This window comes from Hyphomicrobium sp. MC1 (genome assembly GCF_000253295.1).
GTDB lineage: Bacteria > Pseudomonadota > Alphaproteobacteria > Rhizobiales > Hyphomicrobiaceae > Hyphomicrobium_B.
In genome coordinates this window covers 333,884-348,952 of sequence record NC_015717.1, presented here as the reverse complement: position 1 = coordinate 348,952, position 15,069 = coordinate 333,884, and the positions used below count along the sequence as shown (strand labels likewise).

The following is a 15,069-nucleotide window of genomic DNA, read 5'->3' as shown; positions in this document are numbered from 1 at the left end:
TTCGGTGGGTTACCTGAGTTCTATGACCTCGATTCAAAAGCCGGACGCTGCCGGCGGCGCAGATTTGCCGCACGATGACGACGATCCGCCGTTCGATTTGCCCGACGCTCCCGCCGCGAAACCGCACGAGAGCGGCAAGAGTGGTATGTCGATTTCGGCGCGCGCCGTTGCGGCGTCTCGCGGCCAGCCGACGTATCTGGACGGCCTCAATCCGGAGCAGCGCGAAGCCGTCGAAACGACCGAAGGCCCGCTCCTGGTTCTGGCCGGCGCCGGAACCGGCAAAACCCGCGTTCTGACGACCCGCATCGCCCATATTCTGGCAACCGGCCGCGCCTATCCCTCGCAGCTCCTCGCCGTCACGTTCACGAACAAGGCCGCCCGCGAAATGCGCGAGCGTATTGGCTCGCTGATCGGCGGCACGCTGGAAGGCATGCAGTGGCTCGGCACGTTCCATTCGATCGGCGTCAAGATTCTGCGCCGTCACGTCGAACTCGTCGATCTGAAACCCGGTTTCACGATCCTTGACGACGACGATCAGGTTCGCCTGCTGAAACAGGTGATCGAGGCAGCAGGTATCGACAAGGACCGCTGGCCCGCACGCCAGCTCGCAAGTCTGATCGACGGCTGGAAGAACCGCGGCCTGACGCCCGACAAAGTTCCGGGCGGCGAAGCCTTCTCCTTCGCGGCCGGCAAGGGCGCGCAACTCTACGCCGCCTATCAGGCGCGCCTCAAAGACCTGAACGCCTGCGACTTCGGCGATCTATTGCTCGAATGCATCCGTCTGTTCCGCCAGCACCCCGACGTGCTCGCCGATTACCATCGCCGCTTCCGCTACATCCTGGTTGACGAATATCAGGACACCAACGTCGCGCAGTACCTTTGGCTCAGGCTTCTCGCGCAAGGATCGCCGAACATCTGCTGCGTCGGCGACGACGATCAGTCGATTTACGGCTGGCGCGGCGCCGAAGTGGATAACATCCTGCGCTTCGAGAAAGATTTCCCAGGCGCGAAAGTCATCCGCCTGGAGCGCAATTACCGCTCGACCGCCAACATTCTCGCCGCCGCTTCCGGCCTGATCGCTAAGAACAAAGACCGCCTCGGCAAGACGCTCTTCACCGACGGCGCTTCAGGCGCGAAGATCAAAGTCGCAAACTTCTGGGACGACGAGGCCGAAGCCCGCGCCATCGGCGACGACATCGAGAACCTGCAGCGCGCCCACGAACCATTGAACGATATGGCCGTGCTCGTCCGCGCCTCGTCTCAGATGCGCGCCATCGAAGATCGCTTCATCACGCTGGGCCTCCCCTATCGCGTCATCGGCGGCCCTCGCTTCTATGAACGCCAGGAAATCAAGGACGCCATCGCCTATCTCGACGTTGTCGCCAATCCAGCGAACGACTTGAAATTCGAGCGCATTGTCAACGTGCCGAAACGCGGCCTCGGCGATACGACGATCAAGCGCATTCACGAGCTGGCTCGCGCCCGCTCCATTCCTCTATATCAAGCCGCGCGCGAGATCATCGAAACCGACGAGCTAACGCCGAAAGCCCGAAAATCTCTATTCGATGTTACGCAATCGTTCGAACGCTGGCGCGCCAATCTGGAGCACATGCGCCACACCGACCTCGCCGAACTCATCCTCGATGAATCGGGCTACACGGCCATGTGGCAGGCGGACAAGAGCCCGCAATCGCAGACGCGGCTTGAAAACTTGAAAGAACTCGTGCGCTTCATGCACGACTTCGACACGCTCCAGGGCTTCCTCGAACATGTGTCGCTCGTCATGGACGCCGACCAGGGAAACGATGGCGACCGCGTCTCCTTGATGACGCTGCATGCCGCCAAAGGCTTGGAGTTCGGCATCGTTTTCCTGCCGGGGTGGGAGGAAGGGCTGTTTCCCCATCAGCGTTCGCTCGACGAAAGCGGGAAAGCCGGCCTCGAAGAAGAACGCAGGCTGGCCTATGTCGGGCTGACGCGCGCCAAGCGCCGCGCCAAGATTTCCTTTGCGCAGAACCGCCGCACGCACGGTCTCTATCAGTCGGCACTGCCGTCGCGCTTCGTTGATGAGCTGCCCGAAGCGACCGTCGAGATTGTCGAAAGCGAGATGCCCTACGGCGGCCGGCAGAACCCGTTCGGCTTCGGCGGCTCGTTCGGCACCAGCCGGTTTGACCGCGCAGGCGGCGCCGAACCGTTCAAATCGAGCTACAATACGCCCGGCTGGCAACGCGCCCAGCAGTCCTGGAGCCGGAGCGATCAGAAACAAAAGAAGCGGTCACGCGGCCCGTTGACGCTTGAAGGCGAACTCGTCGCAGCGTCAACCGCCGCCGCCCCCTCGTTCAAGACTGGCACGCGGGTCCGTCACGAAAAATTCGGGCTCGGGACCGTCACCCACGTCGACGGTAACAAACTGACGATCGAGTTCGATGACGGCTCGACCAAACGGGTCGTCGCCAGTTTCGTTGACGTCGTATGACCAACCCGCTATAGTTAATACTCAGGTGGTGCCGAAGTCTCGCCGCCAGTTTCTTCATATTGCCGCAATTCTGAGGCATACGCTCCACTGCTCGTTGAGCTGTGGGGGTTCATCAGCTGCTGTAAATCTTTGCGCCGCCGGTTCATTACCGGCCGACGACGCATGCGTTGCGATCTAAGTCCCTGAAATAAAATGAAAAAAAAGTTGCGGGAGCGTGAAACTCGAGCGGGAATTCTTGGTTTGGGAGGGTAGAGTCCTTGAAAGGAGCTATCCATGAGCACTTACCGCTTTCCTCTGAGAGGTAAGATCGGCGTCGTGCGCGGGAAGGACGGGGAAACCCTGACGCGACGCATTGGTGCCCAGCGCGATTTGAGCCGGGCCAACCGGCGCAATTATGAATTAGCCGATATGCAACAGCCGCTGACCGAGGAGGAAGTCCGTAATCTTCCGGTCGCACATCGTTCTTCATCCTGATGACAGGCAAGAACAGCAAACCAGGACTCGAATGAACGGCATCGCAAATCGCGGTGCCGTTTATTTCTCTACAATCACCGTTATCAAGCCGCAGCCGCCCGCTTCACCTTCAACAAGTCCCACGCCGCATTGACCTGCTTGATCCGCTGTTCGCGATACCGCCGGTCGGCTTCGTTCTTGGCGTGATCCGGATGCCACGACATCCGCAGCGCGTCGACGATCTTCTTGACCGCCGCATCTGGTGCATCCGGGTTGAGACCCAGGATGCGGTAAGCCTCGAACACTGTTGACGGCACATCGGGTTCAGGCGCCGCCGACGCCCGCATCTCGGCCGAAGCCGGCATTGCCCCCTGCGCAATCCGGCTGACACGATCGAGATCCCGCACAATCGTCCGGATTGCGCTATTGACCCGCTCCACGCCGAGCTGCGCCTCACGACGTCCCAGATCCGCGATGCGATCATGCAAGCTATCGAGTTCCGACGTCAGGACGTCGCGCAACAAGAGATCAGCTGGAAGCATCGAAACGAGAAACTCGGTTTCGTGCAATCGTGTACGGATCGGCGCCAGCATCTCGGAGCCGTCGTCGTCATCGTCGACTGCTGACGATCCCGGCCGCCAAGACTCGAACCGCCGCTGAAACAGAGAGAATGGCGCTGCCGCGAACTCCCAGAACCGCGCCCCAGCCGGAACAGCGTTTCCGGCACCGAATGAAAATTCGAACGCCATCAGCTGCCGCCGCCGCACCAGAACGATGCACGCGAGCAAGAGCGACACCAAAAGCGTTGAAATCACGCCCGCTACTTTAAAGGCGTTGCCGGTCGCAGCCGGAGGCGCTGCGACAGGATCGACGACGGTCACCCAAGCCGCGGATTCAGGCTCTGCCTTCTGCACCGGCGCCTCGATCACCGCATCGCGCGATAGCTTCTCTGAGACGACGCTCGGCAGCATTGTCGTTTTGCCGAAGCCGGGAAGAACGAAGCGGCCTTTGAGGCGGCTCACCGGCGCATATCCTGGCGGGAGTTTTTCCGGCAGGACGACGCCCAGCGCCTTGGCTGAAGCGGCCATCTTGGCCCAAGCAACGCGTTCCCCGCCACACTCGACGGTGAACTTGTGGACCATCATCGTTTCGCAGGTCCAAGCCGCTGAAGATGCACAAGCTGTAAAAGGCTGATCTTCCCGTGGCCCGACAATCCGGTACGTTGTCATTTCGGACGGAGCGAGACGCGGAACGCCTCTATCCATTATGCAGGAATAAGGTAGAACGAGCTCATCAGCCGCCGCGACTGTGCTCGCAAGGGCCATGCACACAGCAAAGCCCAAGGCTAAAAAACGCAAAGCCCCCATTTCGCGCCCCCGCAAAATCCCCTGTCGTGCCGCCGTTCATGATCCCAGCGAAACAGCGGCAACACTGTGGCGAAAGAGCAAGTTATAAACGCAAATTATACAAGGCATGCGTGCATTTAATGATGTACCATCAACCAAATAGTGGACAATGAGTCCTTTGATCCTTGCGCCACGGCACAGGTCATTTTTCGGCGAAGAAGTGCTGACACGCTCGAAAATTCTCCGGTGACTCTATATGAGGTCCCGGGGGCAAGAAACTGGATCGCAAAGCAAGTTCGGGGGAGAGCATAATGGCGGCGACGGACTTTGCATCGGGTCGAATGCGCCGGAAGCAAAGCCTATACGACAGGCTCTCGGATCTGGCCGACCTCGATCCAAAGCCAGCCGCAATGCCCGAGGACGCCGCGCGCGAGCCCATCGATATTCTCGCGCCCGACGATAAGCGCAAACGCGAACGTTTCATTCCGGTGACGCGGTTCGCCCTGCTTGACCGCCTGACGCAGACGCACCTCTGGGCGCCCGGACGGGCCGCCGAGGCACGGCGCTTCTTCCGCTATCTCGATTACTGGCGGCAGCAGCAATACTTCTCGATGCTGCTGGAACTCGAACAGACGTATGAGGCGTTCTCGCCCGATAGCGACCTCCTGATGACCCGCAAGTTCTCTGACGACGATCGCGAGGCTTTGCAGCACCGGGTTTTCGAAGGTGTCGAAAGCCTGCTCGTGCGCGCCAACTATGAGCGCATCGATCCAAATGACGTCGAAGTCATCCTGACACGCGAAAGCCACTACGGCCTCGATCTCTTCGTCGACATGAAGGCCTTCGAGCGGATCGCGATCTACTATCGCGGCGCTTCGAACCGGAAGTTCGAGAAACGCTCCCTGCGCAAATTTCTGCGCAAGGAAGAATTCGACGTGCCGATTTTCCAGCGCCTGTTCCTGATGTTCAAACTAAAGACCACCGAGGCACGCGTCGAAGAGGTCATGCGCGAGAAGAAGATGTCGCGCGATGCCGCTGAAAAATGGGTCGAACATCGTCGCCAGCATCTTCCGCCCAGCATCAACGACAGAAACATTTATCTGAAGCTCTTCAAGAATATTCCGCGCACCGACGTCGAGATGATCTTTCCGAACACTGAAGTTCGCTTTCGCGCCATGGACAAGCTACGCCTGGGCGTGACGGCCGGCGGCGGGCTTGGCATGGGCGCAGTCGGAGCGGCGGGCAAACTTGCGCTGGTGTTGAGCAATCCGATTGCAGCCATCGGCGCGTTGGCGGGTCTGGGCGGCATCGCCGTCCGCCAAGCGATGGGCTTTCTCAATCAGAAACAGCGCTACATGGTCGTGATGGCGCAGAACCTTTATTTTCACACGATGGCCGACAATCGCGGCGTCATCCTGAAAATCGCAGCGCGCGGCGCCGAGGAAGACGTGAAAGAGGAAATGCTGCTCTACAGCGTTCTCGCCAAGGAGCCCGCCACCCGCGCCGACCTGCCCTCCATCGACCTCGCCATCGAGAACTACTTGACGCGCACGTTCGGTATGAAAATCGACTTCGAGATCGACGATGCTTTGGATCGGTTAATCCGCGATGGAATCGTAACTGAAAAGCCCGACGGCACTTTTGTCACGTTGCCGCCGGCCGAGGCGGCGAAGCACATCGACGACAAATGGGATTTGTTCCTCGATCACCTGCCCGATCCGATTACCTCCGAAGGCTATGAATACGAGGGCAAATCCGTCCCCAACCCTTAGCATCCGATGTCAGTCAGAAAAGTCACAGCCCTCTTCGCCGATCGCGCGCTCGCGTACGCAACCGGCAATGCCATGCAAGATCTGCTTGAGCCCGCCCCCGACGCGCTGACCGTCTTCGAAGACGGCCCAGATCGCTGGCGCGTCGAAGCCTATTTCGATGCCGAAGCCGACGCGCGCGACCTCGCAGCCGAACTGAAGCCGCTCGTCGATTGGCCTCTGCCACCCTTCGAGATCGAGGCCGTGCCGGAGCTGAACTGGGTCGCGATTTCGCAAGCGGCACTTCCGCCCGTGCCGGCAGGCCGTTTCACCATCCACGGCAGCCACGATCAAGGCCGTGTCGCGCACGGACCGAACGCCATCCTGATCGACGCGGGCGAAGCATTCGGCACCGCACATCACGCAACGACGCTGGGCTGCTTGCTCGCCATTGACCGGCTGACGCGCGGCCACGCCTACAAGAATATGCTCGACCTCGGCTGCGGCTCGGGCGTGCTCGCCATCGCCGCAGCAAAGGCGATGCCGCACACGCGCATCGTCGCCGCCGACATGGACCCGCAGTCCGTCACGGTCGCGAGCGAAAACGTCCGCCTCAACGGCGCGGGCAATCGCATCGCCCTGTTCGTTGGCAACGGTCTCGGACATCCGAGAGTTCGCGAGCGCGCACCGTTCGATTTCCTTGTCGCCAACATTCTGGCGGGGCCGCTAATTTATCTATCGTCGTCAATTTCCCGCGCTGTCGTTCCCGGCGGAACACTGGTGCTCTCCGGCATTCTCGTACCCCAAGCGCCCCAGGTCATCGCAACCTATCTCGCCCACGGATTCTCGCTTCAGCGCCATGACCGCATCACCGGCTGGTCGACCCTGACCTTCCGGCGACGTTGAAATCTCACCATCCGGTGCTTAGAAAATCAGCCATGCTGCAGACATTCCATTCCTTGTCCGAGCCCGAACGCGTCGCCGAACGCGTAAAAGCGCTCCGCGCCTACATGGCGAAGTCGAAAATCGACGCCGTCCTAGTTCCCCGGTCCGACAAGCATCAGGGCGAGTATGTCCCAGCCTGCGCCGAGCGCCTGAAATGGCTGACGGGGTTTTCGGGCTCCGCCGGCATCGCCGTTGTCGGCAAGAAAGCCGCCTTGCTGGCGATCGACGGCCGGTATACGGTCCAGGCCGCAGCCGAAACCGACACAAAAGTTTTCGAAGTTTCGCTATTGTTGCGTCCGAAGCTTGCGGACTGGTTGATTGCGAACGTCGCCAAGGGTGGCACGGTCGGCTTCGACCCTTGGAACCACACCGCCGGAGAGATCAATCGCCTGACGGCTGCGCTCGCCCCGAAGGGCATCAAGCTCAAGGCGCTGTCAAAAAATCCGATCGACGTTCTGTGGGGCAAGGACCGTCCGAAGCCGCCGCAAAATCCTGTCATCGCCCAGCCGATTGCCTTTGCAGGCCGAACGGCGGCCGACAAAATCTCCGAATTGCAGACGCGCTTGAAACAAGACGGCCAGAGCGCCGTCATCCTGACGCTGCCGGATTCGATCTGCTGGCTGTTCAACATTCGCGGCAGCGACGTTGCACATAACCCTGTCGTTCTCGCCTTCGCCATTGTTCCCGCGAGTGGCAAAGCCGAACTCTTCATTGCGCCCGATCGCCTCGACAGCGAAGCCCGCGCCGACGTCGCGCCCGTCGCAAAACTTCTCGCACCCGCGACGCTGCCGGACCGCGTAAAAGAGCTGAAAGCCAAAGGCAAACGGGTTCGCCTCGATCCCGAAACAGCTGCCTATTGGTTCGAGCAAAAGCTCGGTGCCAAGCTCATCTCGCGCGGTCAGGATCCGTGCATCCTTCCCAAAGCCATCAAGTCCGATGCGGAGGTCGTCGGTGCCCGCGCCGCCCATGTCCGCGACGGTCACGCCGTGGTACGCTTCCTCGCCTGGCTCGATGATTGGGCGTCCGACGGCACGCTCGACGAGATCACCGCCGTGCAGAAGCTCGAAGAATTCCGCCGCGACACCAACATGCTGCGCGATGTGAGCTTCCCGACGATCTCCGGCTCCGGCCCAAACGGCGCCATCGTGCATTACCGCGTCTCCGAAGAAACCAACCGCCGCGTGAAGCCCGGCGAACTGTTTCTGATCGACAGCGGCGGCCAGTATCCTGACGGCACCACAGACATCACGCGCACGATTGCCGTCGGCAAACCGACCAAGGACATGCAGCGGCATTTCACGGCTGTTCTGAAAGGTCATATTGCCGTCGCGACTGCGCACTTTCCGAAAGGCACACGCGGCATCGACCTCGACCCGTTCGCACGTCGCGCACTTTGGCAGATCGGCGCCGACTTCGATCACGGCACAGGCCATGGCATTGGCAGCTATCTGTCAGTCCACGAAGGTCCGCAGTCGATCTCGCGCGCCGGCATGGCGCCGTTGCACCCCGGCATGCTGATCTCGAACGAGCCCGGTTATTACAAGGTCGGCGAATACGGCATCCGCATCGAAAACGTCGTGCTCGTGACGATGCCGGAAACCGTCGAAGGCGGCGACCGCGAAACGATGGAGTTCGAGACGTTGACGCTCGCGCCCATCGACCGGCGGCTTATCCTTCCCGAGATGTTGGAAAAGAGCGAGCGTGACTGGCTCAACGCCTATCACAAGCGTGTCTACGATACGCTTGCGCAGAGCCTCGATCCTTCGACGCGCAATTGGCTGAAGCAGGCGACGGCACCGGTTTAAACCTAGCGGCTCACGCCTGCCCAATCAGCGCAAGCCACTCGTCTTCATCGAGCACGGTAACGCCCAGAGCCCGTGCATTATCAAGCTTCGAGCCCGCTTCCGTTCCCGCAACGACGTAATCCGTCTTCTTCGAAACCGAGCCTGAAACCTTCGCGCCAAGACGCTCGGCCTGCGCCTTCGCTTCGTTGCGCGTCAGCTTCGTCAGCGTTCCCGTGAAGACAACCGTCTTGCCGGTGACAGGCGACTCTTTCGTTTGCGTACGCACAAAAGGTGTAACGGTCACTTCCTTCAGCAGCGCTGCAATCTGTTCCTGGTTGTGATCCTCGCCGAAGAAATCGACGAGTGCATCGACCACCGTCTCGCCGATGCCTTCGATATTGTCGATATCCTGATAGGCGTCGCTGCCTTTTCCGCCCTCGACCGCCGCATCGACAGCCGAACGCAGCGCGTCCAGCGTTCCGTAGGCTTTTGCGAGGTCTTTCGCGGTCGTCTCCCCAATGTGCCGAATGCCGAGTGCGAATAAAAATCGATCGAGCGGAACCTCGCGGCGCGCGTCGATGGCGGCAAACAGCTTGCGGACCGACGTTTCCTTGAAACCGCGGACTTTCAGCAGCGGTTCGTCCGACGCCTTATCGCGGGCTTCCAGCGTGAAAATATCCGCAGGCGATTTGATCCGCCCCGTATCGAAGAAAAACTCGATCTTCTCCGTGCCCAATCCCTCAATATCGAAGGCATTGCGCGACACGAAATGCTTCAGACGCTCTTTGACCTGCGCCGGACAAATGAGACCGCCCGTGCAACGGCGCACGACGTCCGCCTTGCCCGTTTCCTCGACTGCCTCTCGCACCGCATGACTGCCGCACACCGGGCAAACGGTCGGGAACTTGAATGGATGCAAGTGCGAGGGGCGCTTCGCCAGCACCACTTCGACGACCTGAGGAATGACATCACCCGCCCGCTGCACGATGATTGTATCGCCTTCGCGAATATCTTTGCGCGCAATCTCATCTTCGTTGTGCAGCGTCGCGTTCGACACGACGACACCGCCGACCGTCACGGGCTTCAACTTTGCAACCGGCGTCAGCGCGCCCGTGCGCCCCACTTGAATATCAATTTTTTCAAGAACGGTCGTCGCCTGCTCCGCGGCGAACTTGTGCGCAATCGCCCAACGCGGCGAGCGCGACACAAACCCCAACCGTTCCTGGTAATCGAGCCTATTCACCTTGTAGACGACACCGTCAATATCGTAGCCGAGCGAGGCACGCTTTGCTTCGATATTGCGATAGAACGCCAGCAGTTCATCCGTCGTCGTCGCGATCCGCATCAGTGGATTGACCGGCAATCCCCAATGCGCGAACGCTTTGACGACACCCGCTTGCGTGTCCGCCGGAAGTTCCGAAACCGCACCCCACGCATACGCGAAAAAACGTAGCGGGCGCTTCGCCGTGATCGACGCATCGAGCTGCCGAAGCGAACCGGCAGCGGCGTTGCGCGGGTTGGCAAAGATCTTATCGCCGCTTTCAGCCTGCGCGGCATTCAACGCTTCGAAGTCTTTGTGGCCGAGATAGATCTCGCCGCGAATGTCGATCAGCTCGGGAATGTCCTTGCCCTTGAGCTTATGCGGAATCTCGCGAACTGTCTTGATGTTGGCCGTAACGTTCTCGCCTTCCGCCCCATCGCCGCGCGTCGCGGCCTGCACCAACTCGCCATGCTCATAGCGGATCGAAATCGAAAGCCCGTCGATCTTTGGCTCAGCCGTCACTTCGAGTGTGTCGTCTTCGCCGAGCATGAGAAAACGGCGCACCCGCTCGACGAAATCGATGACGTCCTGATCGTCGAACGCATTGCCCAGCGACAGCATCGGTACGTCGTGGCGAATCTTGCCGAACGCCGCAACCGGCGCCGCACCGACCTTCACCGTTGGGCTGTCTTCACGCCGAAGCTCGGGATGTTCTTTCTCAAGATCACCAAGCCGGCGACGCAGCGCATCATATTCGGCGTCGGAAATCTCCGGTGCGTCCTGCCGGTAATAGAGCTGATCGTGATGCGCGATTTCGGCTGACAGCCGGGCAATCTCGTCGGCAGGCGTCTCGCTTCCCGCTGACGCCGCTGAGACGGTCTTGCGCTTCTTTCTTGATTTGGCGTCGGACATCGTAATTTTCAAAGCATCGGAAAAAGCACAAGCCCGAAATGAAATCGGGCCCAGCTTTCAGATCTAGCACAATGTGAAGGGCGTGACAGCGACAGGTTCCACCCGCCGGACGGGCAAGATCAACCGCTACCCATGCTGATGCTCGGCATCTTGATCGTCGGCACCGAGAGCTTCGGAACGGAATTCCAGGTCTTGCTCAGCCAGGAATCGCTGTCCTCGCGTGGCGCCAGACCGCCCGATTCCAGTAGAGCGTAGGAATCCTTGTACCACTTGCTGTCGGGATAGTTGTGCCCGAGGATCGCCGCTGCGTTCTGGGCTTCCTTGGTGATGCCGAGCGCCATATAGCATTCGACAAGACGCGCCAGCGCCTCCTCGACATGCGCCGTCGTCTGATAATCGCTGACGACCGTCTTGAAGCGATTGATGGCGCCGACGTAGTTGTGCCGATCGAGATAATACCGCCCGACATTCATCTCCTGAGCGGCGAGATTGTCCAAGCAGATGCGAATTTTGTTGTCGGCGTCCTTAGCGTACTCGCTGTCCGGATAACGTGCCTTCAAGATTTTAAGCTGCTCAAGCGCCTTGCGAGCCGCCGTCTGATCGCGGTCCGCCTTGTTCATCTGATCGAAATAGGCTTCCGCGATAATATGGTGCGCCATCGGCGCTTCTTTCGTGCCCGGATGCATCGCGACGTAACGCTCGGCCGAGGCGATCGCTTCCGGCGCTTTGCCGGCGCGATAATACGCATATGCGGCCATCACGATCGATTTGCGCGCTTCCTGCGAATAGGGGTGGTCGCGATCGACGGCTTCGAACTTCGTCGCGGCGTCTTCGAAATTGCCTTTCGTCATCATCGCGTCGGCGTCGGCGAACATCTTCGCTGGCGGATCGGGATTGAGCGCAGCCGTATCGAGCTTCGGTCCATTGCTGCAACCGCCGACGGCAAGCATCGAGAACGCGAGCGCCACCAACACCGACACCGTGCTCACGATTTTCAGAAGATGCCGTGCCGATATCATCATACGCCGCGTTGCTTCCAAAAGAGGCCGACGGCTGCGTTGCTGTCGACCACACGTCTCAACGATCGCAAGCGGATAGCACCCCGAGACGCGCCCCGAAAGATGAATCGTCGGCAGCGCGCTGTCTGCTAACAGCCCCGTGTGGCGAGTGTATCGTCAGAATATGGTGCATTCCAGGCCGTCGATTGGGCCAGGAGCACCAGCCGACGGGAATAAGCCGAAGCTTATTCCGCAGCGACAACCGTCTCAGACACGATCTGAACCGGCGAGCGGCTTGCACGGGTGCGCGGTGCCTGTGCGTATTCCCAGTTCGACGCATCGGCGAACAGGGCCTGAAGCACCATCGAGTTAAGCTTGTGACCGCCCTTGTAAGAGCGATACGCGCCAAGGAGCGGCAGTCCGGCAAGCGCCAAATCGCCAACCGCGTCGAGCATTTTGTGACGCACGAACTCCTGCGGATAGCGAAGGCCGTCACGGTTCATGACCTTGCCGTCGCCGATCGCAACCGTGTTGGTGAGGTCGGCACCGAGTGCAAGACCCGCCTTCCACAACTTCTCGACGTCGCTCATGAAGCCGAACGTGCGGGCGCGGGAAATCTCGTGGCGGAAAACGCCGGGGCTCATTTCGTACTGCAGCCGCTGGCGACCGATCACCGGCGTTGCGAAATCGATTTCAACGTCCATGCGGAACCCGGCATGCGGCTCAAGTTCGCCCCAGCAGCCGTTTTCTTCTACCCGCACAGGTTTAAGAACTTTGATGTATTTGCGCGGCTCTGAAAGCTCGCGAATGCCGACCCGGTCAATGGCGTCGACGAATTCCGCCGAGCTGCCGTCCATGATCGGAACTTCTTTGCTGTCGATCTCGATATAGAGGTTGTCGATCGAGAGACCGCGAAGCGCGGCGAGGAGATGTTCGACTGTGCTGATCGTTGTGCCAGCGCTGTCGCCGATGACGGTACAAAGTGTAAGATTTTTGACGTTCGCTACGTGTGCCGCGATTTCCGAGACGACTCTTCCCCGTTTGGTAACGAGAAAGCGGAGCCCAGTATCAGCCTCTGCTGGATGCAGTGTGAGTGATACCGGAGCTCCGCTGTGCACCCCCGTGCCTGTCAACTGGATCTCGCGGGCAAGCGTGGTTTGCCGCGCACCGATGAATCGATTCGACATACAGCGCCGTCCCTCATTCTCTTGGCGGACCGCTGCTCCCCAGCATATGCGGCCAACCACCCCCTGACCTACCTTGAAGTCCTTCTGATTCTATCAGCTCGTTCCAGCCTTATTTTGGCCGCGTCCGCTCTGATCAAAGGCTCATCACAAGTGGTCGATGCACAAAAGCTAACTGCTTCGCTAAACACCGACAAATCACGCTTTCTTACATTGTGTTACGCTTTAGCAACCATTCTTGACGTTTCCCGAGACCTGATGCAGCCGCATTTTGACCGCGTTCTTCACCCGAAAAATCGCACTCTCTCGCCACCTTTCTATCACGTTCGAAGCCGGAAATGTGGCGGCGAGAAATTCTATTCCGTATACCGCCGATTATCTCCGGCCTAAACCGGCAAAACGTCCCAAAAGGCCCGGTTTTCTTTGCTCTTCTGCATCTCTGCTGTGGGTCCGCGGAGCGCCATTCTGACGCGCATTCCATTCCTTCTGAGCCTGCGGAGGAAATTCCTCGATGCCCGGCACCCGGCGCCCGCCACGCTGGATCTCCGTCGGGGCCTGCGGCTCGAATCGATGATCGTAATTTTGCACCGGAGCGTCGGCCGGAAGGGGCGGGGTCCGTAACAATGCACTCCCGGACAGGGGAGGAAAATTTTCCAGCCCGTCCTCGATCATAACATTTCCTGGGGCAACCCAGCTGTCGCGGCCACCACGAGGTTGTTCTCTGTGGATAGGCTCAGAAAAATTCTGCGGCGCTGCAGCCGTCGGCGCCTGCAAAGCTTCAGCAAGACGCCGCTGCAGGTCGCCCGGAGGTGCGGGGAGCACGGCGCTGCGTTCCACCTGCTGCTGTGGCGCCGGATGCTGCTGCGACATCTCCGCAGCCTGCTGCTGCGCCTGAGGAGCGTACGTGCCCTGACCGTGACCCTGCGCCTGCTGCGCCATCATGCGTTCGGCCATCCGGTGATCCATACCCGATGCAACAATCGAGACGCGAAGACGATCGCCGAGCTGCTCATCGAATGTCGCACCAACGATGATGTTGGCATCGTGATCGACCTCCTGACGGATGCGGCTCGCTGCCTCATCAACCTCATAGAGCGTCATGTCGCGGCCGCCCGAGATCGACAGCAGCAATCCCTTGGCGCCGCGCAGCGTCACATCATCGAGCAGCGGATTGGCAATGGCTTCTTCCGCTGCGAGAATGGCGCGCTGTTCGCCGGTCGCTTCGCCCGTGCCCATCATTGCCGTACCCATGCCGCTCATAATTGTGCGGACGTCTGCGAAATCGAGATTGATAAGGCCTTCCTTGAGAACAAGCTCGACGATGCAGGCAACGCCCGAATAGAGCACCTGGTCGGCTAGAACGAAGGCTTCCGCAAACGTCGTCCGCTCATTGGCAATCCGGAACAGGTTCTGGTTCGGAATGACGATCAGCGTATCGACGAGATGGCGCAGGTTTTCGACACCCGCCTCCGCAATGCGCATGCGCCGCGCGCCTTCGAATTGGAACGGCTTGCAGACGACGCCGACCGTCAGCGCCCCAAGCTCCCGCGCGATTCGCGCGATGACGGATGCCGCGCCCGTGCCGGTGCCGCCGCCCATACCGGCCGCGATGAACACCATGTGCGCGCCTGCAATATGCGTACGAAGCTCTTCGAGCGCTTCTTCCGCCGCAGCTTCGCCGATCTCCGGCTTGGCGCCTGCGCCGAGCCCTTCGGTCAGATTGATGCCGAGCTGAATACGATGTTCCGCACTCGAAGCATCGAGCGATTGCGCATCCGTGTTCGCAACCACGAACTGCACGCCTTGAAGCCCGGCGGCAATCATGTTGTTGACGGCATTGCAGCCCGCGCCGCCGACGCCGATGACGGTGATCCGAGGCTTGGCGTCGACCAGCTTCGGCAGTTGCAGCTTGATGCTCATGGCGTCCCCGAGAATGATAGTTGGGCGTTCGGCACGACTGTTTCT

General features: G+C 60.1%; 10 protein-coding genes. 5 read left to right on the top strand and 5 right to left on the bottom strand.

The annotated features are described in order from the left end of the window. Window positions 1-22: 22 nt before the first annotated feature. A complete protein-coding gene (locus HYPMC_RS01565) occupies window positions 23-2,473 on the top strand; it encodes an ATP-dependent helicase (protein WP_013945996.1) in 2,451 nt (816 codons plus the stop codon). Window positions 2,474-2,746: 273 nt separating this feature from the next. Continuing rightward, window positions 2,747-2,947: a hypothetical protein gene (locus tag HYPMC_RS01560; protein WP_013945995.1), complete on the top strand. Its 201-nt coding sequence runs from the start codon at window positions 2,747-2,749 to the stop codon at window positions 2,945-2,947. An 83-nt stretch (window positions 2,948-3,030) separates the two neighbouring features. On the opposite strand, the gene HYPMC_RS01555 is transcribed toward HYPMC_RS01560, so the two are convergent. Beyond that, the gene (locus HYPMC_RS01555; RefSeq protein ID WP_244420960.1) at window positions 3,031-4,071 is read right to left on the bottom strand and encodes a DnaJ domain-containing protein; all 1,041 of its coding nucleotides are present in this window, start codon (window positions 4,069-4,071) and stop codon (window positions 3,031-3,033) included. Between the two features lie 512 nt (window positions 4,072-4,583). Between HYPMC_RS01555 and HYPMC_RS01550 the strand changes: the two genes are divergently transcribed. The 3 genes from HYPMC_RS01550 to HYPMC_RS01540 are packed head-to-tail and all read left to right on the top strand — an operon-like array spanning window position 4,584 to window position 8,770. Further along, window positions 4,584-6,044 carry a TMEM143 family protein gene (locus tag HYPMC_RS01550; RefSeq protein ID WP_013945993.1) on the top strand — a complete coding sequence of 487 codons (1,461 nt, stop codon included), beginning with the start codon at window positions 4,584-4,586 and terminating at the stop codon, window positions 6,042-6,044. Between the two features lie 6 nt (window positions 6,045-6,050). Next, window positions 6,051-6,926, top strand: coding sequence for a 50S ribosomal protein L11 methyltransferase (locus HYPMC_RS01545; RefSeq protein ID WP_013945992.1), 876 nt, complete (start codon window positions 6,051-6,053; stop codon window positions 6,924-6,926). A 32-nt stretch (window positions 6,927-6,958) separates the two neighbouring features. Next, complete coding sequence (locus tag HYPMC_RS01540; protein WP_013945991.1) at window positions 6,959-8,770, top strand: aminopeptidase P family protein; 1,812 nt, start codon at window positions 6,959-6,961, stop codon at window positions 8,768-8,770. A 10-nt stretch (window positions 8,771-8,780) separates the two neighbouring features. Here HYPMC_RS01540 and ligA read toward each other — a convergent pair whose 3' ends face one another. The 4 genes from ligA to ftsZ form a co-directional block, all read right to left on the bottom strand. Next, window positions 8,781-10,922 (bottom strand): NAD-dependent DNA ligase LigA, encoded by a 2,142-nt coding sequence (gene ligA / locus HYPMC_RS01535; protein ID WP_013945990.1) that lies wholly within the window; start codon window positions 10,920-10,922, stop codon window positions 8,781-8,783. Window positions 10,923-11,041: 119 nt separating this feature from the next. Next, a complete protein-coding gene (locus HYPMC_RS01530) occupies window positions 11,042-11,944 on the bottom strand; it encodes an outer membrane protein assembly factor BamD (RefSeq protein ID WP_013945989.1) in 903 nt (300 codons plus the stop codon). A gap of 221 nt (window positions 11,945-12,165) precedes the next feature. Then, window positions 12,166-13,107: a UDP-3-O-acyl-N-acetylglucosamine deacetylase gene (gene lpxC / locus HYPMC_RS01525; RefSeq protein WP_013945988.1), complete on the bottom strand. Its 942-nt coding sequence runs from the start codon at window positions 13,105-13,107 to the stop codon at window positions 12,166-12,168. 372 nt (window positions 13,108-13,479) lie between these two features. Next, complete coding sequence (gene ftsZ / locus HYPMC_RS01520) at window positions 13,480-15,024, bottom strand: cell division protein FtsZ (protein ID WP_013945986.1); 1,545 nt, start codon at window positions 15,022-15,024, stop codon at window positions 13,480-13,482. Window positions 15,025-15,069 lie beyond the last annotated feature (45 nt).

Bases quoted from the DNA above. Each gene is read 5' to 3' on its own strand.
- HYPMC_RS01560 (WP_013945995.1), top strand. From the start codon at position 2,747: ATGAGCACTTACCGCTTTCCTCTGAGAGGTAAGATCGGCGTCGTGCGC.
- HYPMC_RS01565 (WP_013945996.1), top strand. From the start codon at position 23: ATGACCTCGATTCAAAAGCCGGACGCTGCCGGCGGCGCAGATTTGCCG.
- HYPMC_RS01550 (WP_013945993.1), top strand. From the start codon at position 4,584: ATGGCGGCGACGGACTTTGCATCGGGTCGAATGCGCCGGAAGCAAAGC.
- HYPMC_RS01540 (WP_013945991.1), top strand. From the start codon at position 6,959: ATGCTGCAGACATTCCATTCCTTGTCCGAGCCCGAACGCGTCGCCGAA.
- lpxC (WP_013945988.1), bottom strand. From the start codon at position 13,107: ATGTCGAATCGATTCATCGGTGCGCGGCAAACCACGCTTGCCCGCGAG.
- ftsZ (WP_013945986.1), bottom strand. From the start codon at position 15,024: ATGAGCATCAAGCTGCAACTGCCGAAGCTGGTCGACGCCAAGCCTCGG.
- ligA (WP_013945990.1), bottom strand. From the start codon at position 10,922: ATGTCCGACGCCAAATCAAGAAAGAAGCGCAAGACCGTCTCAGCGGCG.
- HYPMC_RS01545 (WP_013945992.1), top strand. From the start codon at position 6,051: ATGTCAGTCAGAAAAGTCACAGCCCTCTTCGCCGATCGCGCGCTCGCG.
- HYPMC_RS01530 (WP_013945989.1), bottom strand. From the start codon at position 11,944: ATGATGATATCGGCACGGCATCTTCTGAAAATCGTGAGCACGGTGTCG.
- HYPMC_RS01555 (WP_244420960.1), bottom strand. From the start codon at position 4,071: ATGATGGTCCACAAGTTCACCGTCGAGTGTGGCGGGGAACGCGTTGCT.